We start from the raw sequence: 24,647 nt of genomic DNA, 5'->3' as shown, positions 1-24,647 counted from the left end.
GGCCGTAATACAGCATGTACCAGACCCGACACGGCATTTCTGACCAGGGAAAAAGTCAACGATGAGTAGTTATATCAGCGCAAATGACGTCCTGTGGCTCCTTTGCGATGACCACATTCACGTCTCCGGCGCTGCCAGAGGATATTTATTTCAAGGATACGTAGCATTATGGCTAGCTTTAAAGACATCTGCCCATTCGCCCCCGCTATTCCCCCATCTTCCGTTAACACAGGCGTACGACGCCCGCCAAGGCGGCTCTTCCTGTCGGTGGAACTCAAGAATCAAATTTTGCAGAACATGAAGTATCTCAGCCCGCAAAAATTCAGCTGGGGTGATGCCCCCTGGCAGATCATTGACCTCAGTATCGCGGGCAAAGTGAACATACAGGTGGACAACAATACCATCATCACGTTGGGGACTCCCCTGAATCCGCAACATAACGAGTTCATGATGGTCGCCGAATGGTGCCAATGGGCTATGGAGCGGGAAGGTTTGCAAGAAAACCTGCAAAAAAAACTGCACGACATCCTGGAAGAAAACCGGCAAAACAAACAGTCAGAAATTCCCCAAGAAGACCTGAAAGAAAGACTGAAAGAAATCAAGGAAGATATCCTGGAAGAAAACCAGTCAGCAAGCCAGATTGAAGACCGGGCAGAAGCATTGCGCAGAATGAAGGAATGTCTCATAACAAGACAGAGTATGCTCGATCTTAGCAACCTTGGACTGACTTCACTCCCTGAAAATTTGCCTCCACATCTGATTGAATTTAACTGCAGTAGAAACGTGTTGACCGCCTTACCGGAGGTAATGCCAAAGGGGCTGAGAGTGCTTGAATGTATGGAGAACTTTTTGATCTTGTTACCGAAGGTGCAGCCCCCGAAACTGATGGTACTGAAGTGCTATGAAAACTATATTATCTGGCTGCCTGAGCTGTCGACTAACCTGAGAGTGATTAACTGTTCTGAAAACTTCTTGCAATTTTTACCGCCGTCGATGCCCCAGTACCTGTATAAACTGTCCTGTGCTGGCAACAATATTAACTCAATACCTGATGAGATGCTGGAGAACTTGACTCGCCTGAAAGTATTTGACTGTTCTAGTAACGATTTGATCTCTTCACCACGGCTGCCGCCCAAACTAATAATTTACTACTGTGGAGAAAACAAGTTTAAAACGGTACAGGTGCCGCAGCCCCAGAGCCTGAAGGTGTTTGACTGTAATGGTAACCCGTGGGACAAAGACAATTTACCGACGCTGCTCAAAGCCGTCGAGGGCCTGAAAAAACAGCAGGGCCTGAAGGACCTTTTGGGCTTTTTGCACAAGGAGGGCCAGATGAAGCTGGAGAAGCTGGAGAAGCTGGAGGACCTGGATGACCTTATGGATCTGGAGTTCCTGGATGACCCGGAACTCCTGGAGCGCGTGAAGGTACAGGAGGACCTGGAACTCCTGAATCAGCAGTTGGGCCTGTTGAGTCTGGAAAGACAACAGGACTCGCAGCCTGTTAATCAACAATCTGAACATGAACCCGAACCTGCATCAAGGGTGAAGCGTGATTTATCTGAAGTCGAGTTCGAGTCAACAATGAAACGTAAGCGTTTTATGTAGAACGCCTGTGCGGTGAGTTCAGGTTCCGGGGAAATAGTGTCCATCATTTTAATGGGCACTATCATGGGCAATGGCTCTGTCACATTAACAACTACAGTTGCTGACCAGCCGGATGGATGATTTTTTTTGCAACCAGAAGACGTTGCCTCCGATCCGGCTTACAACAAGTTACACCGTCACAACCGGGACACGTAACGCCAGCGAGCACATCAACTCATAGCCCACCGTTCCGGCAGCGGCGGCGACATCATCAATTTTGATCTCCTTGCCCCACAGCTCAACCGGCGTACCAATACCCGCCTGCGGGCAAGGCGTTAAATCGACCGCCAGCATATCCATCGAAACTGTCCCTACTGTCATGGTGCGCACGCCGTCAACTAAAACAGGGGTGCCGGTAGGCGCATGGCGCGGATAACCGTCGGCGTATCCTGCGGCGACAATGCCGATTCGCTGCTCATCGCGCGCAGTATAACGACCGCCGTAGCCCACACGCTCGCCCGCTTTTAGCGTCTGGACACCAATAATCTCACTGCTTAGCGTCATCACCGGACGTAATCCGGTATTGGCGATATCACGCCACTGACCGGACGGCGAAGCGCCATACAAAATAATGCCAGGCCGAACCCAGTCAAAATGCGCTTCCGGGTGCCACAGAGTCGCCGCCGAATTGGACAACGAACGCCGACACTCCAGCCCTTCCGCCGCCTGCTCAATACGCGCCATCGCGCTGGAAATTCCATCAGGATGTTCCGCCTCGGCAAAATGCGACATCAGGGTCATTTCGCCAACATTCGCCATCGCCCGCAACTGCTGCCAGACGGTAAGCACGCGATCGGGCTGGAAGCCCAACCGATTCATCCCACTGTTCACTTTAAGATAAATATCCAACGGTGCTTTTAGCCGCGCATTTTGCAGTGCTTTGAGCTGCCAGTTGCTGTGTACGCAGGTGGTCAGGCGGTGCTGGTCATAAATTTCCAGATCCTGAGCATGGAAAAATCCTTCCAGCATCAGGATCGGTCCTTTCCAGCCGCGCTCACGTAACGTTATTGCCTCTTCCAGGTTAAGCAATGCAAAGCCATCGGTGGCCCCGAGCGCGCTCCATATACGCTCAATACCATGCCCGTAAGCGTTCGCTTTTACCACCGACCAGACGCGCGCGTGCGTCGCGGCCTGGCGGACAATGGACAGATTCTGTTTTAATGCCTGCAGATCGAGGCTGGCCTGTATCGGACGGGTCATCTCGTTTCCTTAGCTGTGTGCGCCATGTAAATGGCCCGGGCGTGATGGCGTAAATCCACGGCTGTAGCGCGCTACGCTTAGATCTTCATACGGGATCGCTGGCGTGCGACCAGAGAGCAGATCGCTTAACAACTGACCAGAACCGCAAGCCATCGTCCAGCCGAGCGTGCCGTGACCGGTATTCAGCCACAGATTTTTAAAGCGTGTACGCCCGACAACCGGCGTGCCGTCTGGCGTCATCGGGCGCAGACCCGTCCAGAAAGTCGCCTGCTCGACATGACCGCCGCGTGGATAGAGATCGCGAACCACCATCTCCAGCGTTTCACGACGCGGTTGCAACAGCTCGGTGTTAAAGCCAACAATTTCCGCCATTCCGCCAACACGAATGCGGTTATCGAAACGGGTAATGGCGATTTTGTAGGTTTCATCAAGAATGGTGGATACCGGCGCACCATCTTCCTGCGCAATTGGAATAGTCAGCGAGTAGCCTTTCAGCGGATACACCGGAATATCAACAATGCCTTTGAGCATCGCCGTCGAGTAAGAACCAAACGCCATCACATACGCATCGGCCTTAATCACTTCATCGCCACACTTCACGCCGTAGATTTGCTCGCCGTCGCAAAGCAGTTGGTCAACGGGCGTATTAAAGCGGAATTTAACCCCCGCCTGCTCCGCCATCCGCGCCAGATTCTGGGTAAACAGCTGGCAGTCTCCGGTTTCATCATTGGGTAACTGCAGGCCGCCCGTCAGTTTGTGCGCCACTTCTGCCAGCGCGGGCTCCACATCCGCCAGGTGGCTTGATTCCAGCAGTTGATACGGTACGCCAGCATCTTCCAGCACGGCGATATCGCGGGTCGCATTTTCATACTGTTGTTCGGTACGGAACAGTTGCAGCGTCCCACCCTGACGCCCTTCATACTGAATATTGGTTTCGGCGCGCAATGCTTTCAGGCAATCACGGCTGTATTCCGCCAGACGCACCATCCGCCCTTTGTTTTCCATGTAGTGGCTGGTGTCGCAGTTACGTAACATTTGCCACATCCATTTCAACTGGAACTGCGTACCGTCGAGACGAACCGCCAGCGGCGCATGGCGCTGGAACATCCATTTGATCGCTTTTAAAGGCACACCTGGTGCCGCCCACGGTGCAGCATATCCGGGGGAGATTTGCCCGGCATTCGCGGCACTGGTTTCCAGGGCGGCCCCCGGCTCCCGATCAATGACGGTGACCTCATGTCCTGCCTGATTTAAGTACCAGGCGCTGGCAACGCCTACCACACCACTTCCCAGTATGACAACTCGCATAGCCACTCCGATAACGGTAGATACAGTAAAAGAATAATAATCTAATTACATCTTGATAACTTAGTTGAAAATATTATTCAACATACGGCTTTTTTATGGTGAGCTGGCTCACATCTCCCTGACTCTGCGGCAATATGGCGTCTTTAGTATCTCCTGCTGAACGCCCTTTTTATCCAGCATAAAATTCCGTTCAGAAGCGGATTAGTGGCACTCTGATAATAAGAAATCGCAAAGAAAAAAATTCTCCGGCGACGCGGTTTTTAACAGGTGTTCTATGCTTGAAATGAGGTGCTCCACACAGAGAGCGCCGACAACAATGAGGTGCGCGTATGGCGACGATCGATTCTATGAATAAGGACACCACACGTTTGAGCGATGGACCCGACTGGACGTTCGACCTGCTGGATGTTTATCTGGCAGAGATAGACCGGGTGGCGAAACTCTACCGGCTGGATACCTACCCGCACCAGATTGAAGTGATAACCTCAGAACAGATGATGGATGCCTACTCCAGCGTCGGCATGCCAATTAACTATCCGCACTGGTCATTCGGTAAAAAGTTTATCGAGACTGAACGGCTGTATAAGCACGGTCAGCAAGGACTGGCCTATGAAATCGTCATTAACTCTAACCCGTGTATCGCTTACTTGATGGAAGAGAACACCATTACCATGCAGGCGCTGGTGATGGCTCATGCCTGCTATGGGCATAACTCTTTCTTCAAAAACAATTACTTATTCCGTAGCTGGACCGACGCCAGTTCGATTGTCGATTATCTGATTTTTGCCCGTAAATATATTACCGAGTGCGAAGAACGTTATGGCGTTGATGAAGTAGAACGGCTTCTGGACTCGTGCCACGCGCTGATGAACTACGGCGTGGACCGGTACAAACGCCCGCAAAAAATCTCGCTGCAAGAAGAGAAAGCCCGGCAGAAAAGTCGCGAAGAGTATTTGCAAAGTCAGGTCAATATGCTCTGGCGTACCCTGCCGAAGCGCGAGGAAGAGAAAACGGTTGCTGAAGCGCGCCGTTATCCGTCCGAACCACAAGAAAACCTGCTCTATTTTATGGAGAAAAATGCGCCACTGCTGGAATCATGGCAGCGTGAAATCCTGCGTATTGTGCGTAAGGTGAGCCAGTATTTTTATCCGCAAAAACAGACTCAGGTGATGAACGAAGGCTGGGCGACTTTCTGGCACTACACCATCCTTAACCATCTGTATGATGAAGGGAAAGTAACGGAACGTTTTATGCTGGAGTTTTTGCACAGCCACACCAATGTGGTCTTCCAGCCGCCCTATAACAGCCCGTGGTACAGCGGCATCAACCCGTATGCCCTCGGGTTCGCCATGTTCCAGGATATTAAACGGATTTGTCAGTCGCCAACGGAAGAAGACAAATACTGGTTCCCGGATATCGCCGGTTCCGACTGGCTGGAAACGCTGCATTTCGCGATGCGTGATTTCAAAGATGAGAGTTTTATCAGCCAGTTCCTGTCGCCGAAAGTGATGCGTGATTTCCGCTTCTTCACCGTGCTGGATGACGATCGGCATAATTATCTGGAGATTTCCGCTATTCATAATGAAGAAGGTTATCGGGAGATCCGTAACCGGCTATCGTCGCAATATAACTTAAGTAATCTGGAGCCGAATATTCAGATCTGGAACGTGGATTTGCGCGGCGACCGTTCGCTGACGCTGCGTTACATTCCACATAATCGCGCACCGCTGGATCGGGGGCGCAAAGAAGTACTGAAGCATGTGCATCGCCTGTGGGGATTTGATGTGATGCTGGAACAGCAAAACGAAGACGGCAGCGTCGAGTTGCTGGAACGTTGCCCGCCGAGAATGGGAAATCTGTAAAAACAACAAAAACCCCTCGTTTGAGGGGTTTGTTTTTTAAACGGAAGGGATTATCGCCCCTGAATGGCTAAATCACCCGGCAGATTTTTCTGCATCCGGTGCCAAATCTCGCCACTCTCATGCCCATAGCGACGCACTGTTTCGTACACCTGATCGTGCGCGCCTTCACTGCACAACGCCGACAGTTTGTGGTAGAAGCCCAGCGCCAGACTGCGCGCTTCCGGATTGGCGAAATAGTGACGACCAATGCGCGTATACAGTCCCTTCATCCCGTTAAGGATCAGACCGTAAATCGGGTTGCCGGAAGCAAACGCCAGGCCGCGGAATATGTTGTAATCCAGCTCGGCAAAGGCATCGGCGTGATCGGCCACTTCATTAGCGGTAGCCAGCACTTCCTGCGCTTTATCGGGATGCTGACGAAACGCGGTGCGAATAAAAATAGTTGAAATATTGGTACGCACCGACAGCAAATTATCAATAAGCTGCGGCACACTTTCGTGATCCAGTCGCGCCAGTGTTTCAAGGATATTTAAACCAGAGGTTTCCCAGAAATTATTCACCTTCGTCGGCTTGCCATGTTGAATGGTCAACCAGCCATCTCGTGCCAGACGCTGTAACACTTCACGTAACGTAGTACGCGTTACGCCAATTAATTCTGAAAGTTCACGTTCTGCGGGCAAAATAGTCCCGGGAGGGAAGCGGTTATTCCAGATACTTTCAATAATGTACTCTTCCGCGAAACCCGCCGGGCTTTGCGCCTTAATGACCATAGTGAGATTTCCATAACACAGCAAAACAAAGTTGGACTCATCATACCAGAGGGCTAACTACGCTGATAGCAGACAAAAAGAAGAAAAAAGGGATCAAGGCTTCATTTTCCGCATCTCTTTCCCCTTGACTATCAAGACTTGCCTCACTCCTGCCTGACCGTTAAGCTTTGCGTTTAAACATAAAAACATCATTGATTATTTGTAAGGTAAGGGAAACCATCATGGAGATCTCCTGGGGCCGCGCGCTATGGCGCAATTTTTTGGGCCAGTCCCCCGACTGGTACAAACTCGCCCTCATCATTTTCTTAATCGTAAATCCGTTAATTTTCCTCATTAGCCCTTTCGTCGCTGGCTGGTTGCTGGTAGCGGAATTTATTTTCACTCTGGCGATGGCCCTGAAATGCTACCCGCTGCTCCCCGGTGGCCTGTTGGCTATCGAAGCGGTATTCATCGGCATGACCAGCGCGGAACACGTCCGTGAAGAGGTGGCGGCAAATCTTGAAGTCTTGCTGTTATTGATGTTTATGGTGGCGGGTATCTATTTTATGAAACAGCTGTTGCTGTTCATATTTACCCGTTTGCTGTTAAGCATTCGCTCCAAAATGCTGCTGTCGCTCTCTTTTTGCGTGGCGGCAGCGTTCCTCTCCGCGTTCCTCGATGCCTTAACCGTCGTGGCGGTGGTGATCAGCGTTGCAGTCGGTTTTTATGGTATTTATCATCGCGTAGCCTCTTCCCGTACCGAAGACACCGACCTGCAAGACGATAGTCATATCGACAAGCATTACAAAGTGGTTCTGGAACAGTTCCGTGGCTTTCTGCGTAGCCTGATGATGCATGCCGGTGTCGGCACCGCATTAGGCGGCGTGATGACCATGGTGGGCGAACCACAGAACCTGATCATCGCTAAAGCGGCTGGCTGGCATTTTGGCGATTTCTTCCTGCGCATGTCGCCGGTGACCGTTCCGGTTCTGATTTGTGGCCTGTTAACCTGCCTGCTGGTAGAGAAGCTGCGTTGGTTTGGCTACGGTGAAACGCTGCCGGAGAAAGTCCGCGAAGTCCTGCAGCAGTTTGACGATCAAAGCCGCCACCAGCGCACCCGTCAGGATAAAATCCGTCTGATTGTCCAGGCGATTATTGGCGTCTGGCTGGTGACTGCGCTGGCGTTGCATCTGGCGGAAGTTGGCTTGATTGGTTTGTCAGTCATTATTCTGGCAACATCATTGACCGGTGTCACCGATGAACATGCTATCGGTAAAGCCTTCACCGAATCTCTGCCATTCACCGCACTGTTGACGGTGTTTTTCTCGGTAGTCGCGGTGATTATCGACCAACAACTGTTTTCGCCGATTATTCAGTTTGTGTTGCAGGCATCGGAACATGCTCAGCTGTCGTTGTTCTATATTTTCAACGGACTGCTGTCATCCATTTCGGATAACGTCTTCGTGGGGACGATTTATATCAACGAAGCGAAAGCGGCAATGGAAAGTGGCGCTATCACGTTGAAGCAATACGAGCTGCTGGCGGTCGCCATTAATACCGGTACCAATCTGCCCTCTGTCGCTACGCCGAACGGTCAGGCTGCGTTCCTGTTCCTGCTGACCTCTGCACTCGCGCCATTGATTCGCCTTTCTTATGGCCGCATGGTGTGGATGGCCCTGCCTTACACCCTCGTCCTGACACTCGTCGGACTGCTCTGCGTCGAGTTTACACTTGCCCCTGTAACCGAATGGTTTATGCAAATGGGCTGGATCGCAACGCTTTGATAACAACTTACCGGGCATATAAATGCCCGGTTTGCCTTTTCGCCCGATAATTGTCCAATTGCGTCCTATTTTTGCTGCCTCCTGGTGGCGCAGCGAATGAATTGGTTTAAACTGCGCACTCTATGCATATTGCAGGGAAATGATTATGTTGCGATTTTTGAACCAATGTTCACAAGGCCGGGGCGCGTGGCTGTTGATGGCGTTTACTGCTCTGGCACTGGAACTGACGGCGCTGTGGTTCCAGCATGTGATGTTACTGAAACCTTGCGTGCTCTGTATTTATGAACGCTGCGCGTTATTCGGCGTTCTGGGTGCTGCGCTGATTGGCGCGATCGCTCCAAAAACGCCACTGCGTTATGTAGCGATGGTTATCTGGTTGTATAGTGCGTTCCGCGGTGTGCAGTTAACTTACGAGCACACCATGCTTCAGCTCTATCCTTCGCCGTTTGCCACCTGTGATTTTATGGTTCGTTTCCCGGAATGGCTGCCGCTGGATAAATGGGTGCCGCAAGTGTTTGTCGCCTCTGGCGATTGCGCCGAGCGTCAGTGGGATTTTTTAGGTCTGGAAATGCCGCAGTGGCTGCTCGGTATTTTTATCGCTTACCTGATTGTCGCGGTGCTGGTGGTGGTTTCCCAGCCGTTTAAAGCGAAAAAACGTGATCTGTTCGGTCGCTAATCCATTCGGCGCTCCTGCGGGAGCGCTTTTTTCCTGCCGCTATATTTATTTGACCCGCAGTAAATCAGAACTTCGCGTTGTATAACGTGGTGAAAGCATGGCTCGCTTCATCTGCCATTGTTGCTGGATCCCCTGCCCGGCAAAATAGAGTGTTCCTCTGCCCTCTTTAGCATTCAGTGTATCCATTACCGTCATCAATTGCTCACTCCCGGGGCGCGGTGCGTTGTCATCGAATAAATTGAGCTGCGCGACTCCCTGACTGAAGAAATCCCCCAGCATCACGCCCGCTTTTTGGTAGCGATGGCCCGCTTGCCAGATGGCATCCAGAGATCGCGTAGCGGCGTTAATGATATCCCTGCTGTCCTGAGTGGGCGTCAGCAGTTTTACCGACGCGCTATTGCCGTAATAAGGTTCATTGAGCGCAAATGGTGACGTCTTAATAAATGTGGAGATAAACCGACAATATTGATGCTCACTGCGAAGTTTTTCCGCCGCCCGGGCAGCGTAACTACAAATGGCCTGCCGCATCGACGTATAATCCGTGATGCGTTCACCAAACGAGCGGGAACAGATAATTTCCTGCTTTGTCGGTGCAAATTCTTCCAGTTGCAAACAGGGTTCACCGCGCAGTTCACGCACCGTTCTTTCGAGCACGACATTAAAATGTTTACGGATAAACCGGATATCTGTATCCGCCAAATCGAGAACGGTTTTGATCCCCATCGCGTCCAGTTTTTTGCTGATCCGCCGTCCAATCCCCCAGACGTCATCCACGGGGAGAGCAGACATTAATTTACGCTGGCGTTCCAGATTTGATAAATCCACCACCCCACCCGTCTGCCGCTGCCATTTTTTTGCCGCATGATTAGCAAGCTTAGCCAGCGTTTTGGTCTGGGCGATCCCCACACCAACAGTAAGATGGGTACGTTGTAGCACCGTTGCGCGAATTTCTCTGCCAAAATCAGTCAGATCGCGACAATTACGCACACCTGTCAGATCGCAGAATGCCTCATCAATACTGTAAATCTCGACGCGGGGCGATAGCTCTTCCAGCGTCGACATCACCCGATTGCTCATGTCTGCGTAAAGCTCATAATTGCTGCTAAAGCAAACCACGCCACAGCGACGAAACAGATCTTTTTGTTTGAACCAGGGATCGCCCATTTTAACGCCCAGCGCCTTTGCCTCAGCGTTTCGGGCGATAACGCAACCGTCATTATTCGATAGCACAACCACCGGTTTACCCCATAAATCAGGGCGAAACACCGTCTCACAGCTGGCATAAAACGCGTTTACATCACAGAGGGCAAACATCAGCGCATCGCCTTAACGACGTGGATCACCACACCAAAGACATCCAGCGTATCTTCACTACTGATGGTAATGGGCGAGTACGCGCTGTTCATGGGAATAAGCTGTACCGTCGGGCGTAGTTGCAATTTTTTCACCGTAAACTCGCCGTCAACAGCAGCGATGACAATATCACCATGGCTGGCGGTAATAGCGCTATCGACAATCAGTAAATCACCGTCACTAATTCCACCATCAATCATAGAATCACCACTTGCTTTGACGAAGTAAGTCGCGCTGGGATGCTGGATCAACAGTTGATTCAGATCGATGCGCTGTTCAACGTAATCTGCGGCCGGTGAAGGAAAGCCACACTGAACAAGATCGCTAAATAGCGGAAAAGTCACAATTTCGCGGAGATCCGCAGGCTTGATAAACAACATAATAATCTGCCTGAAGTTATACTGTTTTTATATACAGTAGTCTGTTCTTGCCAGCAGATCAATACTGATTCAGGCTATCAATATTTGTCGCTGCATAGACTGCTGATTTTTCGTTCTCTTATCCTGTGCTCACGCGGCCTTCTGGCGACGACGCTCATCCAGCAGAAATGAAAAATATCACCCGGCTAAAAAATAGAATAGAAGCATTCGCCATAATGACATTAAACATTGTTTGATATTTATCATATTAATATAAATAAAGACATTGACGCATCTCTCCCGGCTAACTATGAATTAGATGAAGTAAAATTCATTAATAGTTGTAAAACAGGAGTTTCATTACAATTTATATATTTAAAGAGGCGAATGATTATGACTGAAATCGTTGCAGATAAAACGGTAGAGGTAGTTAAAAACGCAATCGAAACCGCAGATGGAGCATTGGATCTTTATAATAAATATCTCGATCAGGTCATCCCCTGGCAGACCTTTGATGAAACCATAAAAGAGTTAAGTCGCTTTAAACAGGAGTATTCACAGGCAGCCTCCGTTTTAGTTGGCGATATTAAAACCTTACTTATGGATAGCCAGGATAAGTATTTTGAAGCAACCCAAACAGTGTATGAATGGTGTGGTGTTGCGACGCAATTGCTCGCAGCGTATATTTTGCTATTTGATGAGTACAATGAGAAGAAAGCATCCGCCCAGAAAGACATTCTCATTAAGGTACTGGATGACGGCATCACGAAGCTGAATGAAGCGCAAAAATCCCTGCTGGTAAGCTCACAAAGTTTCAACAACGCTTCCGGGAAACTGCTGGCGTTAGATAGCCAGTTAACCAATGATTTTTCAGAAAAAAGCAGCTATTTCCAGTCACAGGTAGATAAAATCAGGAAGGAAGCGTATGCCGGTGCCGCAGCCGGTGTCGTCGCCGGTCCATTTGGATTAATCATTTCCTATTCTATTGCCGCGGGCGTAGTTGAAGGGAAACTGATTCCAGAATTGAAGAACAAGTTAAAATCTGTGCAGAGTTTCTTTACCACCCTGTCTAACACGGTTAAACAAGCGAATAAAGATATCGATGCCGCCAAATTGAAATTAACCACCGAAATAGCCGCCATCGGGGAGATAAAAACGGAAACTGAAACAACCAGATTCTATGTTGATTATGATGATTTAATGCTTTCTTTGCTAAAAGAAGCGGCAAAAAAAATGATTAACACCTGTAATGAGTATCAGAAAAGACACGGTAAAAAGACACTCTTTGAGGTACCTGAAGTCTGATCAGCGATTATTCTCTCCATGTACTCAAGGTATAAAGTTTATCACATTTAAAAATACAGACGTTTTTTAAAGATTGAGAGTTACCTGTTGATAATAAGGTATCGGGTAACTCTCATTATGACAGAGCGCTTTCAAAAACAGGGCTACGAAATGGCGAGCATCCAGACGTATATTAAGAAAGCCCCCATCAACATCTATTAAATTTATCACTGCGCCCAGTCAGGTTTATTTAAGATATGATCCTGCCAGTCAATCACTTCTGATTCTTTCACTGCGATATGACGCACAGAGATACGTTCACCATGCATTGCCGCTTTCGAACCAGTAAGCAGCGGATGCCACGCAGGTAAATCTTTACCTTCCGCCAGCAAACGATAAGCGCAGGTCATTGGCAGCCATTCGAATGTTGGCAGATTTTCACGGGTTAATTTAATGCAGTCGGGTTCAAACTCGAAACGACGTTCGTAGTTCCGACATTGACAGGTTTTAATATTGAGCTGGCGACAGGCGACGTTAGTGAAGTAGATTTCGTCGGTGTCTTCATCCATCAGTTTATGCAGGCAACACTGACCGCAACCATCACACAACGACTCCCATTCCGCATCGCTCATTTCGTCCAGGGTTTTACTTTGCCAGAAAGGTACATCGCTCATCAGGTGTTCCGCCATTACGTTAAAACGCACCTTATAACCAGTCTGGCACAGCGATGCAAGTTTTGCCGCCGCTTTCAGGCGGCAAAAAGTATTACAAAACGCGAGTTGTCAAAGAATGCCCATCGAAAGTGACTGTCAGCTCATCACCGCTTTGCAACGGGCCGACGCCATCAGGCGTGCCTGTCAGCACAACGTCACCGGCCTTGAGGGTAAAAAACTTGCTCATATAAGCGATCAGCGGAACGATTTTATGGATCATGTCCGCAGTCGTACCTTGCTGGCGTTGTTCGCCGTTTACGCTCAGGCCCAGCGTTGTATTTTGCGGATCGCCGGTGAATTCCGCCGCGGGAATAAACCCGGAAAGCGGACAAGAGTTATCAAACGCTTTAGCCTTTTCCCACGGCTGCCCGGCTTTCTTCATTTTTCCCTGAACATCACGCAACGTCAGATCGAGCGCCACGCCGTAACCGGCAATGGCTTTGCGGACATGCTCTTCCGTAGCCTGACGCAGCGTCGCGCCAATCAACACCGCCAGTTCGACTTCATGATGAACTGAACCGAAATCGGATGGGATCGCCAATGGCTGCCGCAGATCGCACAGTGCCGTTTCTGGTTTAATAAACAGCACTGGCTCTTCGGGCACTGCGCTGCCCATCTCTTTAATATGTTTGGCATAGTTACTGCCAACACAAACTACTTTACTCACCGGATAATCCAGCAGCGCACCTTGCCAGTTGTGATGTTGATACATAACGTTCCCCTCACCTTATCGTGGATATGAAAACCCGCGCCGACAAAGATAATGCCACCGCCGGATATCGGTTATTTGTTAGTGTCGTCTGTTTTCTGCCCCATGACGGAAAGATGTTGCTTCAGCAAATCTTCGGGTGGTGGCGGTAACTGCAAATAGTAACCTTGCTCGGTTAATGCCTGTTTAACCTTTTCAATATCGGCATTGACCAGTTTCTTCCGCCCATCCAGCGGCAGAATCATCGCTAACTGAGGCTGACCAAAACCTTTCATCAGTTCCTCAGGAACACGCGAAAAATCGTCTTTTTTTTCGACATATAAATAGGTCTGGTCACGCTTGCTGCTTCGATAAATCACACAAAACATACTTTTACTCTTTAAGATGCCAGGTTTTGGCATAAGCTAACATCAATGAAACCCGCGCCACAAGCCAGCCAGCTGTAGATTTCTACGGTTTGTTCAGTCCATACGCCCTTAATAAGTAATCCCCCCGGCAAAAATGCCGCGACGGGATTTTACCGAACGCAGGAAAGCCACTGGAATTCTCCCGTAATGGATTGTTATATTATAACAGTTCATCGTACTCATTCTGAACAGGAGACTACCAATGAAAATCAAGAGCATCAGTAAGGCTGTATTGCTGCTTGCACTGCTAACCTCCACGAGCTTTGCTGCGGGTAAGAATGTCAATGTTGAGTTCAGAAAAGGCCATAGCAGCGCTCAGTACTCCGGCGAAATAAAGGGATACGATTACGATACATATACCTTCTATGCCAAAAAAGGTCAGAAAGTGCATGTGAGTATCTCTAATGAAGGCGCTGATACTTACCTCTTCGGGCCAGGAATCGATGATTCTGTTGATTTATCCAGATATTCCCCAGAACTCGATAGTCACGGACAATACTCACTCCCTGCTTCTGGCAAATATGAGCTGCGAGTGCTGCAAACCCGAAACGACGCCCGTAAAAACAAAACTAAAAAATATAACGTCGATATTCAAATTAAGTAAATGTCAACCGACGGGGACTCTCCCCGTCATAAACGTTAACGCCCCACTCCTCTCTGTCGCTCAAGAGGTTAATGACGAATAGCAGACAATGCCGAATAGAACATAATGTAAACAAGGCATCACTCACGACACATAAATAACATCTTTGTGGTGGTTTGATTGATTTTTCCACTCCGCTTACCATCCACACCAAAATAACGATCATCACGACATAATTTTTCTTTAACATCGCAAAATACACCGTTAGCGAATGTAAATTCGCTGGGATCGTAGCCTTGTAATGATTGTAAGTTTTCAGCGGCTTTTTCGCCGAGATATTTCCTTGTTAACTCTGGGGAAATGCCATCTGAGTTCACACAAATATACGGGTCGCAAACAACGCCGCACGCCGGAGATTGAAGTCCGCCAGCGTCATTTCCAGACACCATTGATGAGAACATCATCCCCACACCTGACAATCCGATATAAAAAATACGCATCATATTCATAGCACATCCTGATAATCCAACCGTACAACACTTATGCTCATTTCATCATCAATCCGTAATCAAAACCGCTGACCTGGACGAGTTACGATGACCTGACAGAAGTATCAGACGTCTTCTGCGGTTTCTATGATAGAGCAATTCTGTGGCGGATATTAAGATAACGGGTATCTGTTCTTTAATGATGCCGCAAAAAATGGAAAGTTAAGAAAGCCTGGCGTGGTGAAAAAATACACTTGCCTCAATACTGGATATTTAAACAGGTCTGGAGATGCTGTCACGATTAGGGTGCGGAAAAAGGAAGCGTAAATAAGAAGAATCAAAAGTACGACGGCAATGGGTTGATTGACAAGGGTATTTTTTAAGCTATGAATCAGCGCCATTTATCACAGAATAGACTTTTACTCTGAATAAATGGGAGGGTGACTTGCCTCAATATAATCCAGACTATAACATGCCTTATAGTCTTCGGAACATCATCGCGCGCTGGCGATGATTAATAGCTAATTGAGTAAGGCCAGGATGTCAAACACGCCAATCGAGCTTAAAGGCAGTAGCTTCACTTTATCTGTGGTTCATCTGCATGAGGCAGAACCTAAGGTTATCCATCAGGCGCTGGAAGACAAAATCGCTCAGGCCCCCGCATTTTTAAAACATGCCCCCGTTGTACTCAACGTCAGTGCACTGGAAGACCCGGTAAACTGGTCAGCGATGCATAAGGCGGTTTCGGCAACCGGTTTGCGGGTTATTGGCGTAAGTGGCTGCAAAGATGCGCAACTTAAAGCCGAAATTGAAAAGATGGGGCTGCCTATCCTGACGGAAGGAAAGGAAAAAGCGCCGCGTCCAGCTCCCGCATCGCAGGCTCCAGCGCAAAATACAACGCCGGTCACAAAAACGCGTTTAATAGATACCCCGGTGCGTTCCGGTCAGCGTATTTATGCTCCACAATGTGATCTGATTGTTACAAGCCACGTTAGCGCTGGGGCCGAATTGATTGCCGATGGTAACATTCATGTCTATGGCATGATGCGCGGTCGTGCGCTGGCAGGGGCAAGTGGTGACCGGGAAACGCAAATATTTTGTACGAACCTGATGGCGGAACTGGTGTCCATCGCAGGTGAATACTGGCTGAGTGATCAAATCCCAGCAGAATTTTATGGCAAAGCGGCGCGACTGCAGTTAGTCGAAAACGCTTTGACCGTTCAACCGTTAAATTGATCCCTTTTTAACAAGGAATTTCTATGGCACGCATTATTGTTGTTACTTCGGGCAAAGGGGGTGTTGGTAAGACAACCTCCAGCGCGGCCATCGCCACTGGTTTGGCCCAGAAGGGAAAGAAAACTGTCGTGATAGATTTTGATATCGGCCTGCGTAATCTCGACCTGATTATGGGTTGTGAACGCCGGGTCGTTTACGATTTCGTCAACGTCATTCAGGGCGATGCAACGCTAAATCAGGCGTTAATTAAAGATAAGCGTACTGAAAATCTCTATATTCTGCCGGCATCGCAAACACGCGATAAAGATGCCCTCACCCGTGAAGGGGTCGCCAAAGTTCTTGATGATCTGAAAGCGATGGATTTTGAATTTATCGTTTGTGACTCCCCGGCAGGGATTGAAACCGGTGCGTTAATGGCACTCTATTTTGCAGACGAAGCCATTATTACCACCAACCCGGAAGTCTCTTCAGTACGCGACTCTGACCGTATTTTAGGCATTCTGGCGTCGAAATCACGCCGCGCAGAAAATGGCGAAGAGCCTATTAAAGAGCACCTGCTGTTAACGCGCTATAACCCAGGCCGCGTAAGCAGAGGTGACATGCTGAGCATGGAAGATGTGCTGGAGATCCTGCGCATCAAACTCGTCGGCGTGATCCCAGAGGATCAATCAGTATTGCGCGCCTCTAACCAGGGTGAACCGGTCATTCTCGACATTAACGCCGATGCGGGTAAAGCCTACGCAGATACCGTAGAACGTCTGTTGGGAGAAGAACGTCCTTTCCGCTTCATTGAAGAAGAGAAGAAAGGCTTCCTCAAACGCTTGTTCGGAGGATAAGTTATGGCATTACTCGATTTCTTTCTCTCGCGGAAGAAAAACACAGCCAACATTGCAAAAGAACGGCTGCAGATTATTGTTGCTGAACGCCGTCGCAGCGATGCAGAACCGCATTATCTGCCGCAGTTGCGTAAAGATATTCTTGAGGTCATTTGTAAATACGTACAAATTGATCCTGAGATGGTAACCGTACAGCTTGAGCAAAAAGATGGCGATATTTCTATTCTTGAGCTGAACGTGACCTTGCCGGAAGCAGAAGAGCTGAAATAGGCCCGCTGTAAAAGCGCATTTATCTTCAAGGCAGAGTCATCTCTGCCTTGAGTTTTTCATCCCTCTCATCGACGTTGTGGTAAAGCGGCGAGTATTCTTGCTGATACTCCTCATTGCTATTTCCACCTCCCCCTTTACACCTTAAGGCTGTTCCCACGCACAAAACAAAATATTTATGCATGGTTGAGTAAATAACCTTATTGTTAGTGTGGATATGCTGGGAGATGATAACCCCGCAATTTCATTATTCATTGTTCTCCCATAGGATGAGGTTTCCCGCCGTAACTGGCGGGCTTTTTTTACCCCAGAATTTTCTCTTTTAACATCCTGTAAACGAAAACTGTGCCGAAGTGCAGTTTAATCGTTGATGGTCAGAACGACCAGTTCACACCAGCTACCGCATTCCACGGGGATTCCACACCAGCACCATGGCTATACCCCACCCCGAGATACCCGCTTAACGTACTGCTGAATGAGGCTTTAATACCTGCCTGGTATATTCCACGTCTGCCCGACAAATCATTGACGAAATTACCGTCATTATTCACCTTCACCCGGTTATCATCGACAAATTCTTTGCGCACAGCCGCCTTCAGCCACGGCTCAATTTCCATACCGTTCCCCAGACGCATGTTGTAACTCAGCGTTGCACCCAGTTCACGATATATACTGCGGGTATCGACTGATTTCGATTCCATGCCATTGGATAAATGATAGTAGCGTCTAAGTGACCTTAGCTCGGCTGCAACATCAGCCCGCAGGCACCAGACCAGGGGATTCATCCTGAAGAGACAGCGCAGGTGTATTGTGTTCACCGCTCACCAAAGACATCATGATGAAATGATGATATCCCGCATAAGAAAGAGGCATTTTTTAAACGCAGTGCGCTGAAGTGTAGTTGGATAAAAAATCACTCTTTTCAGATAATACTGTCGTACGCTGACTTTTCGACAATGAGGCCGTCGGCAAAATAAAATGACTAATGTAATCGTTGCTGATGAATATCTTCTGCTCACATAAAAATCACACAATAATATTGATAAATCAGATTATCTTACCTTTACAACATTGCGTTAACAGTCAATGACACTTCTTGAATAAAAATATTGTCAATCAATGAGTTATTCCTCATTTAAGATTATTCTCATTCACGTAAAAAACATAATTCCTATCATCACCGTCACGCTCATTTTGAATTATCTGAATAATAGCGAGCGTTCTTTAGTTAAGCAGATCTTAATTGAAGACGAAATTATTGTGTGTGCAACTTACTTAATACCGGACATCTAAGTTGAAGAAAAAAATACTTGCCTTCGGGCTTATCTCAGCATTGTTCTGCTCCACGCCAGCGATGGCGGATATGAACCGCACCACGAAAGGTGCATTGCTAGGCGCAGGCGTTGGGTTACTTACTGGCAATGGTGTTAATGGCGTACTGAAAGGTGCAGCTGTTGGCGCTGGTGTTGGTGCAGTAACAGAAAAAGGCCGCGACGGTAAAAATGCGCGTAAAGGTGCAAAAGTGGGTGCCGCCGTTGGTGCTGTCACTGGCGTTCTGACCGGCAATGGCCTCGAAGGGGCGATTAAAGGTGCCGTGATTGGCGGTACGGGTGGTGCAATTCTGGGTAAAATGAAATAAGGAATGATGATGAAAAAATTTGCTTTACTGGCGGGCCTGTTTGTTTTCGCACCAATGACCTGGGCGCAGGACTACAATATTAAAAACGGTTTGCCGTCAGAAACCTATATTACTTGCGCAGAAGCCAACGAAATGGCAAAAACTGACAGCGCACAGGTTGCAGAAATTGTTGCGGTAATGGGTAATGCCAGCGTTGCCAGCCGTGATTTAAAAATTGAGCAATCTCCGGAACTGAGCGCCAAAGTGGTAGAAAAACTGAATCAGGTTTGCGCTAAAGACCCGCAAATGCTGTTGATCACGGCAATTGATGACACCATGCGTGCTATCGGCAAAAAATAATATTTCATATGTTACCGCGTCGATGAATTCGACGCGGTATTTTAGCTAACGGGGATCAGAACTTATATTTCAGGCCCACCATCACTGCGGTGTCATTGTAGCCATTATCACCCAGCTGCACGCCCACATTACCCCAGACACTGGCCGCCGGATTCAGATTGCCATTTACGCCAAGTTTAATTTCCCCCAAATTACGCGCCCCGTCTTGTTCGACTTTCACACCGTTCATTGAGACAGCAAAATCTTTACTGTTATGGATCCAGTTCATTTCAACAAAAGGTTCAAAGTCGTCACCGTGCGGACCGCTGTTTTTCTCCTGAGTACGAATAAAGGTGCGGAAACCAAGTCGGGTCTGGATGTTGTTATTTGCGTCATTCTCAATACGTGAGCCATTGGCTTCCGTATGCGCATTATGATCGACGCCCATCCAGATAGCCTGTGCCTGTGGCTGGAAGATCCACGTATATTTCGCCGCTTCCAGACCAAAGGATTTATTCAGGGCAAAGCCGTAACCCGCTTCCAGCGAGACGGTTGCGCCTTTCGCGCTATAGGATTCATAGGCTAATTCATCCCCTTTCACCGAGTTTTTAAACCAGCTATATTGCGCCCAGGCGTCAATGTATGCGCCTTTTTTACTGAGGTCATCGGCAAACCAGGTGGCATACAGCCCTGCGCTATAGCCTCTGACACTCCCTTTCGAACGATAATCCGACACGCTGGAATGAGTTGAGTTGTAGTCGCGGGCATAACCAGCCATCACTCCCAAACGCCAACTGTCACTGTCGGTAAAACCACCGGTTAACAGATCGGCCCCTAACTGCGAGACGTAGCGATGCGAGGTCGTTCTCAACTGTCCGTTGCTGTCACGCCAGGCATTATGCCCGCCAATTTGACGTAGCCAAAGTCGGCTTGAACGCTCCTGTTCAGTTACAGGATCGATGTAACGCGTTTCACCTGCACGATCGTTCAGACGCATAACAAAAAGAGTGTTAGCGGCTGCCAGGTTGGCGACGTAACTTCCAGCTTCGGGGCGCAGGACGGGGGTAGGCGCAACAGTAGGCGCTGAACTTCCTCCGGAGTTTGTTTCACCGCCGCTCGTTGCCTGGAAGTTAGTCAGATACCAGTTTTTATTGGTCGCTTCGGTATTACCTCGGGTTAATGAATATTCGTAGGCACCGGCGAAAATCCTCGAATCCTTAATAAATTCTCCATTTGATTCCCCCTCAACGCTGATAATCTCTATCCCATTTAACGTATAAGCCCCGCTGCCGCCAGCATTGGTAACTTTAACTCGGGTTGTTCCAGAGGTATTTCCATTAATAACGACTTTATCCGTAGCTGAATTATCATCACCCAATTCAGTTCTGAGATGCAATACGCCATTATTACCAACGTAATTTTCAGTTATTGTTAATCTTGTTGGTTCGAAATCCTTTCCATCTGCCCGGTAAATATAGACCGTACTATTGTCAACCGTGAGCTTGCTCACCGTTGAGTCAGCTTTAATATCCCAGGTACTATTATCTGAAAGCGACAGATAGGTATGAGTGTTATCATCTGTTGAAAGATTGGCTGAACCCGTTATTTTTGAATCAGTTGCATAGACGGTCAAATGACCTTTAATATTATTGATAAAAACATCTGCAGCCGATGATACCTCACTATCAGTAATGGTCACGTTACTCGTCTCATTTTTATTGTAGAGGATTTCATTTGCTGACCGTAGTGAGCTACCAGATAAAATATCTACCGTTGCTTCCTGACCATTTATGGAAGACTCCAGCACAACTCCAGCCCCCTGATGCGCGACTGCAAATGTATTTTTCAGCGTCACCGTGCCGCCATTATAAATTTTAGCAATCGCGGCGTCAGGACCCGTTGTATAAATTTCTCCCTGGTTAAATGAAACTGTCCCCTGGCGAGCAGCGATGGCATGAGCATTGTCCCCATGCGTGGTGATATCAACATCGGTTAATGTAACGCTGGCATTGGTATAATCAAGCGTGCCATCAGCCTTGACGACAGTGCCATTAGCGTAAGCGGCATAACTTTCTGTTCCGTGGGTTGTTATCTCCCCTTTTGCCATATCCAGTATTGCTTTGGCGCTATTTTCATTACTTCCTGTATCGGCAGTACTTTCTTCATCAAGAGAAGATACACACGCACGCGCGCTTCCGGGAGATGCACACGCAAGAACGCCGACTGCGTGATTACCCGCAGTAACGATAAAAGAATTACCTCCGTCAGAAAAAGAGGGGGTAGCCGAACCGTCAGGGTTGACTCTTATTATGGTATCAGTATTCAGGTTTCCATTCGTTTGACTTAGCAAACCAATTGAGTAATCCCCCGTTGTGACAATCGTGTTTTTACCCTGCAAAATAACAGCACCGCCAAATTCACTTACGATTGCGCTAGCTGTTAATGCTGTGCTTAGAGAACTATTGTCAGAAGGATATAAACCGCCCGTTGTTACAATGACGCCATTGTTAATGGTTAATTTGCTACCCTCTCCTGCAACAGATACCCCGTAACTTCCATTACCCGTTGTTATAACTAGCGCATTATTAATATTTTCTGTATTTGCACTATCTATTTTCAGCGCATGTTCCTTATCTTCATGCTGAATAAACGGTCCAGCATATGCATTACCCACCGCCAGAGCAATAAGTCCCAAACTAAACCCGGGGAGTTTTTTCAGTTTCATAGATTAACCATCCATTCATTGGATTAACAAACATTCCTGGTCAAATAACCTATGCGTTCAGATTACCAAAACGGAGGGTAAAGACAAAAACAAAAGCACAAAAAATTTAAATAGATAAACAGCGACAATATATAAATGATAAATAAGTCGGCATTATCATTTTTCACCTTATTTTCATGACATTGATCACTTTAGGGTGACGATTTTGTTTAACAAATAACTCTTCGACATCAAAATTGTTAATAGTTGCGATGAGGATTATTTCGGTGATATATAAAAACAACCGTGATAACACCAGGGTTGACAACTATTTGCGCAATAATGCCTTTCCTTCAATGATCCAGGCGTTCACTGCCAGCAACCCATTCAGCCGCATACTGACAGTGAGAAACTGAAAGATTATTGCTGATCCCTGTGGCTGACGAGTCTTTCTCTTAATCGATTAACCAGATTGATCGCCAGCCAAACAAGGGCATTAAGCAAATTTATCGTCACAAGCACTTCTCCCAGCCCGGTACTGGGTTTTGCAATAAGGATGACCAGGAGGGTGATCAGCATAAATGCAATGGAAAAGATGATATAGAGAGTGAAATAATCCAGATTATTACTATTGTTCATGCTACTAATGGCAATCCTGTCAAAACTTTCAAACAATTATAGCAAACAAAATAATGAACAATAGTAACAAGAGGCAACGAGCTAATTAGCTGTCTATAATTACACCGCACTATGGTCTTACTGATCAATTTTCACTCAACCACAACCTTCACCTTCGGTTTAGAAAGGATAATTTTGACCAGGTCGATGTATGTAACAGGTTTATAGAAATAATAACCCTGCTGAAATGTGATATTATTTTGGTTCAGATAGTCAAGTTGTTCTTTCGTTTCGACACCTTCAGCGACGATACTGATCGAAAGTTTACGCGCCAGATCCAATACACAATCCAGAATTCGGGTGGATTCTGGGTCTGCGTTTACGCGGCCAACGAAACTGTGATCAATTTTGATATAATCAATATGCAGGTCATGAAGATAAGAAAGCCCTGAGTAGCCAGTACCGAAATCATCCAGCGCGATGACAAAACCATTTTCATGCAGAATGTTCAACCGCTGAACCAGACTTTCATCAACATTCAATGGCTCACGCTCGGTGACTTCCAGAACAAGGTTTAAATCGCGGCGGGTAAAACTGTCACGGAAATTTAAACACTCGTCGACAAACGTCGGCGAAATAATATGCGAAGCGCTAAAATTAATTCCAATATGAAAACCTTCCGGCAGTTTACTCGCGATAGCGTTCATCTGTCTGGCAACCTGATTCATCAGGCTTTGTGTAAGCGGAACGATTAATCCGGATTTTTCAGCAAGTGGAATAAATGCCGCGGGTGAAATATATCCACCGTGAGGTTGTTTCCAGCGGGCTAACACCTCAACTCCCCGCAATGTCCCTTCCCGACCATTTACCACAGGTTGGTAAAAAGGGACGATCTCCCCATTATTTATAGCCCGTCGCAGGATCTCTTCAGGCGTTGCGCTTTTATTGAAATACCTATCAAGCAGGAAAGCAGCGGCGCAGGCGATTAACAGAATAAATATCAAAATCCCAAAGCCTTTATCGATAAGTCTGTAGAAGCTAAAGAGTGGTGGCGGGTTAAAGATAATAGTGAAATGATATTTTGTGGAGTGAACCTTCTCGGTATAGGGATAATGTCCATTAAGCGTCATCACATCACCCGTTGGTCCAATAATGTCATCCGCCACGCGTAATACATACCTTACCCCTTTCAAGGGTACATTAAGCGCCCCACGAATATGCTGATCGCTTATCGTAACCAAAATGCGCGTATCTGCAAATTGGCTCTGATAGAGCAGGATAGGTAATCTATTAACGGTGTCGATTGCTGGAGCCAACAGCAAATTACTGTCCGGGAAAACAGGAATACGAGACAACAGGACCCGATTCCCAGGCAGGGATGTACACCAGACTATTCCCTGTTTGAGAATGATGATTGTGCGCAGGTGAGGTTTCAGAGCTGCTTCAGTGCCAAGCTGATATTGCTCCTCGAGGTCGCATTCCTTCCCGGCAATGTTAACCGCTGTTTGAGTCGCCTGTGACGCTTCTTCAAGTATATGATTGATATTGTTGGCGGCATATCTCGCTCCCGCCAGGTACTCTGCTTTTGCGGAATACCAGAGCTGGATGTTCAAAATAGCGACACCGGTTATAAACAAGCATATCGCAACGAGGATGGGTATGAGTGTATTGCGCATTTGCTTGTCCCGGCCAAAGGGTTTAATACATGAAAATGCCATTCATTCGCTCGCGCTGGCATCTACACAGAGCATGGTAGAGAGCATAGGAAATATCCACGCCGAAGATAAAATTTTCTCCATCTTGATCTAACCCATTAATTATTGAGCATAATGTAGGCAGGATTAAATAAATTAGGTGGGATATCAGGCATCAAGAATGGAGAACGAGAACTCTTCATTCTTGACACCTGA

General features: G+C 47.7%; 26 protein-coding genes and 1 pseudogene. 12 read left to right on the top strand and 15 right to left on the bottom strand.

Translation table 11 applies throughout. The features are described from left to right. The first annotated feature begins 168 nt into the window (after positions 1-168). Entirely contained in the window at positions 169-1,605 is a 1,437-nt protein-coding gene (locus tag HUZ68_RS09875) for a leucine-rich repeat domain-containing protein (RefSeq protein WP_089619373.1), read from the top strand. A 168-nt stretch (positions 1,606-1,773) separates the two neighbouring features. Here HUZ68_RS09875 and dadX read toward each other — a convergent pair whose 3' ends face one another. Then, complete coding sequence (gene dadX, locus HUZ68_RS09870; protein WP_000197885.1) at positions 1,774-2,844, bottom strand: catabolic alanine racemase DadX; 1,071 nt, start codon at positions 2,842-2,844, stop codon at positions 1,774-1,776. A 9-nt stretch (positions 2,845-2,853) separates the two neighbouring features. Further along, positions 2,854-4,152 carry a D-amino acid dehydrogenase gene (gene dadA / locus HUZ68_RS09865; RefSeq protein WP_001266892.1) on the bottom strand — a complete coding sequence of 433 codons (1,299 nt, stop codon included), beginning with the start codon at positions 4,150-4,152 and terminating at the stop codon, positions 2,854-2,856. Positions 4,153-4,481: 329 nt separating this feature from the next. Between dadA and HUZ68_RS09860 the strand changes: the two genes are divergently transcribed. Beyond that, complete coding sequence (locus tag HUZ68_RS09860; protein WP_000190855.1) at positions 4,482-6,014, top strand: SpoVR family protein; 1,533 nt, start codon at positions 4,482-4,484, stop codon at positions 6,012-6,014. A gap of 50 nt (positions 6,015-6,064) precedes the next feature. Here the strand turns inward: HUZ68_RS09860 and fadR are convergent, their stop codons facing one another. After that, entirely contained in the window at positions 6,065-6,784 is a 720-nt protein-coding gene (gene fadR / locus HUZ68_RS09855) for a fatty acid metabolism transcriptional regulator FadR (protein WP_000234823.1), read from the bottom strand. 221 nt (positions 6,785-7,005) lie between these two features. On the opposite strand from fadR, the gene nhaB reads away from it, so the two are divergent. Both nhaB and dsbB read left to right on the top strand, forming a co-directional pair. Beyond that, positions 7,006-8,547, top strand: coding sequence for a Na(+)/H(+) antiporter NhaB (gene nhaB, locus HUZ68_RS09850; RefSeq protein WP_000406391.1), 1,542 nt, complete (start codon positions 7,006-7,008; stop codon positions 8,545-8,547). 145 nt (positions 8,548-8,692) lie between these two features. After that, positions 8,693-9,223 carry a disulfide bond formation protein DsbB gene (gene dsbB / locus HUZ68_RS09845; RefSeq protein ID WP_112925474.1) on the top strand — a complete coding sequence of 177 codons (531 nt, stop codon included), beginning with the start codon at positions 8,693-8,695 and terminating at the stop codon, positions 9,221-9,223. A gap of 45 nt (positions 9,224-9,268) precedes the next feature. Here the strand turns inward: dsbB and umuC are convergent, their stop codons facing one another. Both umuC and HUZ68_RS09835 read right to left on the bottom strand, forming a co-directional pair. Further along, the gene (umuC, locus tag HUZ68_RS09840) at positions 9,269-10,537 is read right to left on the bottom strand and encodes a DNA polymerase V catalytic protein (protein ID WP_000457623.1); all 1,269 of its coding nucleotides are present in this window, start codon (positions 10,535-10,537) and stop codon (positions 9,269-9,271) included. Continuing rightward, entirely contained in the window at positions 10,537-10,956 is a 420-nt protein-coding gene (locus HUZ68_RS09835) for a translesion error-prone DNA polymerase V autoproteolytic subunit (protein ID WP_000897378.1), read from the bottom strand. Before HUZ68_RS09835 ends, umuC begins: the two co-directional genes overlap by 1 nt. Positions 10,957-11,328: 372 nt before the next feature. Between HUZ68_RS09835 and hlyE the strand changes: the two genes are divergently transcribed. Continuing rightward, entirely contained in the window at positions 11,329-12,240 is a 912-nt protein-coding gene (hlyE, locus tag HUZ68_RS09830; RefSeq protein ID WP_001306826.1) for a hemolysin HlyE, read from the top strand. Positions 12,241-12,446: 206 nt separating this feature from the next. On the opposite strand, the gene HUZ68_RS09825 is transcribed toward hlyE, so the two are convergent. The 3 genes from HUZ68_RS09825 to HUZ68_RS09815 form a co-directional block, all read right to left on the bottom strand. Further along, positions 12,447-12,893: a YcgN family cysteine cluster protein gene (locus tag HUZ68_RS09825; RefSeq protein ID WP_001306825.1), complete on the bottom strand. Its 447-nt coding sequence runs from the start codon at positions 12,891-12,893 to the stop codon at positions 12,447-12,449. Positions 12,894-12,984: 91 nt separating this feature from the next. Then, on the bottom strand, positions 12,985-13,644 hold the full coding sequence (locus tag HUZ68_RS09820; RefSeq protein WP_000284277.1) for a fumarylacetoacetate hydrolase family protein: 660 nt from the start codon (positions 13,642-13,644) through the stop codon (positions 12,985-12,987). Positions 13,645-13,715: 71 nt separating this feature from the next. Further along, positions 13,716-14,009 carry a YcgL domain-containing protein gene (locus HUZ68_RS09815; RefSeq protein ID WP_001295992.1) on the bottom strand — a complete coding sequence of 98 codons (294 nt, stop codon included), beginning with the start codon at positions 14,007-14,009 and terminating at the stop codon, positions 13,716-13,718. A gap of 241 nt (positions 14,010-14,250) precedes the next feature. Between HUZ68_RS09815 and pliG the strand changes: the two genes are divergently transcribed. Further along, entirely contained in the window at positions 14,251-14,652 is a 402-nt protein-coding gene (gene pliG / locus HUZ68_RS09810) for a g-type lysoyme inhibitor PliG (protein WP_000695220.1), read from the top strand. 119 nt (positions 14,653-14,771) lie between these two features. On the opposite strand, the gene HUZ68_RS09805 is transcribed toward pliG, so the two are convergent. Beyond that, positions 14,772-15,140, bottom strand: coding sequence for a YcgJ family protein (locus HUZ68_RS09805; protein WP_001056856.1), 369 nt, complete (start codon positions 15,138-15,140; stop codon positions 14,772-14,774). A 519-nt stretch (positions 15,141-15,659) separates the two neighbouring features. Between HUZ68_RS09805 and minC the strand changes: the two genes are divergently transcribed. The 3 genes from minC to minE are packed head-to-tail and all read left to right on the top strand — an operon-like array spanning position 15,660 to position 17,461. Beyond that, positions 15,660-16,355, top strand: a complete 696-nt coding sequence (minC, locus tag HUZ68_RS09800) for a septum site-determining protein MinC (protein ID WP_001312756.1) — start codon at positions 15,660-15,662, stop codon at positions 16,353-16,355. 23 nt (positions 16,356-16,378) lie between these two features. Next, positions 16,379-17,191, top strand: a complete 813-nt coding sequence (gene minD, locus HUZ68_RS09795; protein ID WP_000101055.1) for a septum site-determining protein MinD — start codon at positions 16,379-16,381, stop codon at positions 17,189-17,191. A gap of 3 nt (positions 17,192-17,194) precedes the next feature. Further along, the gene (gene minE, locus HUZ68_RS09790; protein ID WP_001185665.1) at positions 17,195-17,461 is read left to right on the top strand and encodes a cell division topological specificity factor MinE; all 267 of its coding nucleotides are present in this window, start codon (positions 17,195-17,197) and stop codon (positions 17,459-17,461) included. Between the two features lie 371 nt (positions 17,462-17,832). Here the strand turns inward: minE and HUZ68_RS09785 are convergent. The 3 genes and pseudogenes from HUZ68_RS09785 to ymgJ form a co-directional block, all read right to left on the bottom strand. Next, positions 17,833-18,177, bottom strand: a pseudogene (locus HUZ68_RS09785) (autotransporter outer membrane beta-barrel domain-containing protein); the annotation flags it as partial. A gap of 34 nt (positions 18,178-18,211) precedes the next feature. Next, a complete protein-coding gene (locus HUZ68_RS09780) occupies positions 18,212-18,331 on the bottom strand; it encodes a hypothetical protein (RefSeq protein ID WP_001131446.1) in 120 nt (39 codons plus the stop codon). After that, a complete protein-coding gene (gene ymgJ, locus HUZ68_RS09775; protein WP_071607531.1) occupies positions 18,292-18,477 on the bottom strand; it encodes a protein YmgJ in 186 nt (61 codons plus the stop codon). Before ymgJ ends, HUZ68_RS09780 begins: the two co-directional genes overlap by 40 nt. A gap of 100 nt (positions 18,478-18,577) precedes the next feature. Between ymgJ and ymgI the strand changes: the two genes are divergently transcribed. The 3 genes from ymgI to HUZ68_RS09760 are packed head-to-tail and all read left to right on the top strand — an operon-like array spanning position 18,578 to position 19,436. Further along, positions 18,578-18,751 (top strand): protein YmgI, encoded by a 174-nt coding sequence (ymgI, locus tag HUZ68_RS09770; RefSeq protein ID WP_000122465.1) that lies wholly within the window; start codon positions 18,578-18,580, stop codon positions 18,749-18,751. A 1-nt stretch (position 18,752) separates the two neighbouring features. Continuing rightward, positions 18,753-19,097, top strand: coding sequence for a YMGG-like glycine zipper-containing protein (locus HUZ68_RS09765; protein ID WP_000726974.1), 345 nt, complete (start codon positions 18,753-18,755; stop codon positions 19,095-19,097). 3 nt (positions 19,098-19,100) lie between these two features. Further along, positions 19,101-19,436: a YmgD family protein gene (locus HUZ68_RS09760; protein WP_000979977.1), complete on the top strand. Its 336-nt coding sequence runs from the start codon at positions 19,101-19,103 to the stop codon at positions 19,434-19,436. A 55-nt stretch (positions 19,437-19,491) separates the two neighbouring features. On the opposite strand, the gene HUZ68_RS09755 is transcribed toward HUZ68_RS09760, so the two are convergent. The 3 genes from HUZ68_RS09755 to HUZ68_RS09745 all read right to left on the bottom strand — a co-directional run bounded on the left by HUZ68_RS09755 (position 19,492) and on the right by HUZ68_RS09745 (position 24,413). After that, positions 19,492-22,140: an ECIAI39_1904 family autotransporter adhesin gene (locus HUZ68_RS09755; protein WP_251285688.1), complete on the bottom strand. Its 2,649-nt coding sequence runs from the start codon at positions 22,138-22,140 to the stop codon at positions 19,492-19,494. Between the two features lie 399 nt (positions 22,141-22,539). Further along, positions 22,540-22,758: a cell division-associated protein YmgF gene (ymgF, locus tag HUZ68_RS09750; protein ID WP_001299921.1), complete on the bottom strand. Its 219-nt coding sequence runs from the start codon at positions 22,756-22,758 to the stop codon at positions 22,540-22,542. Between the two features lie 131 nt (positions 22,759-22,889). Next, positions 22,890-24,413, bottom strand: coding sequence for an EAL domain-containing protein (locus tag HUZ68_RS09745; RefSeq protein WP_023307907.1), 1,524 nt, complete (start codon positions 24,411-24,413; stop codon positions 22,890-22,892). Between the last annotated feature and the right edge of the window lie 234 nt (positions 24,414-24,647).

The organism is Shigella dysenteriae (assembly GCF_022354085.1).
In the GTDB taxonomy this organism is placed as follows: domain Bacteria; phylum Pseudomonadota; class Gammaproteobacteria; order Enterobacterales; family Enterobacteriaceae; genus Escherichia; species Escherichia coli.
This window is presented reverse-complemented; position numbering and strand designations above follow the sequence as displayed.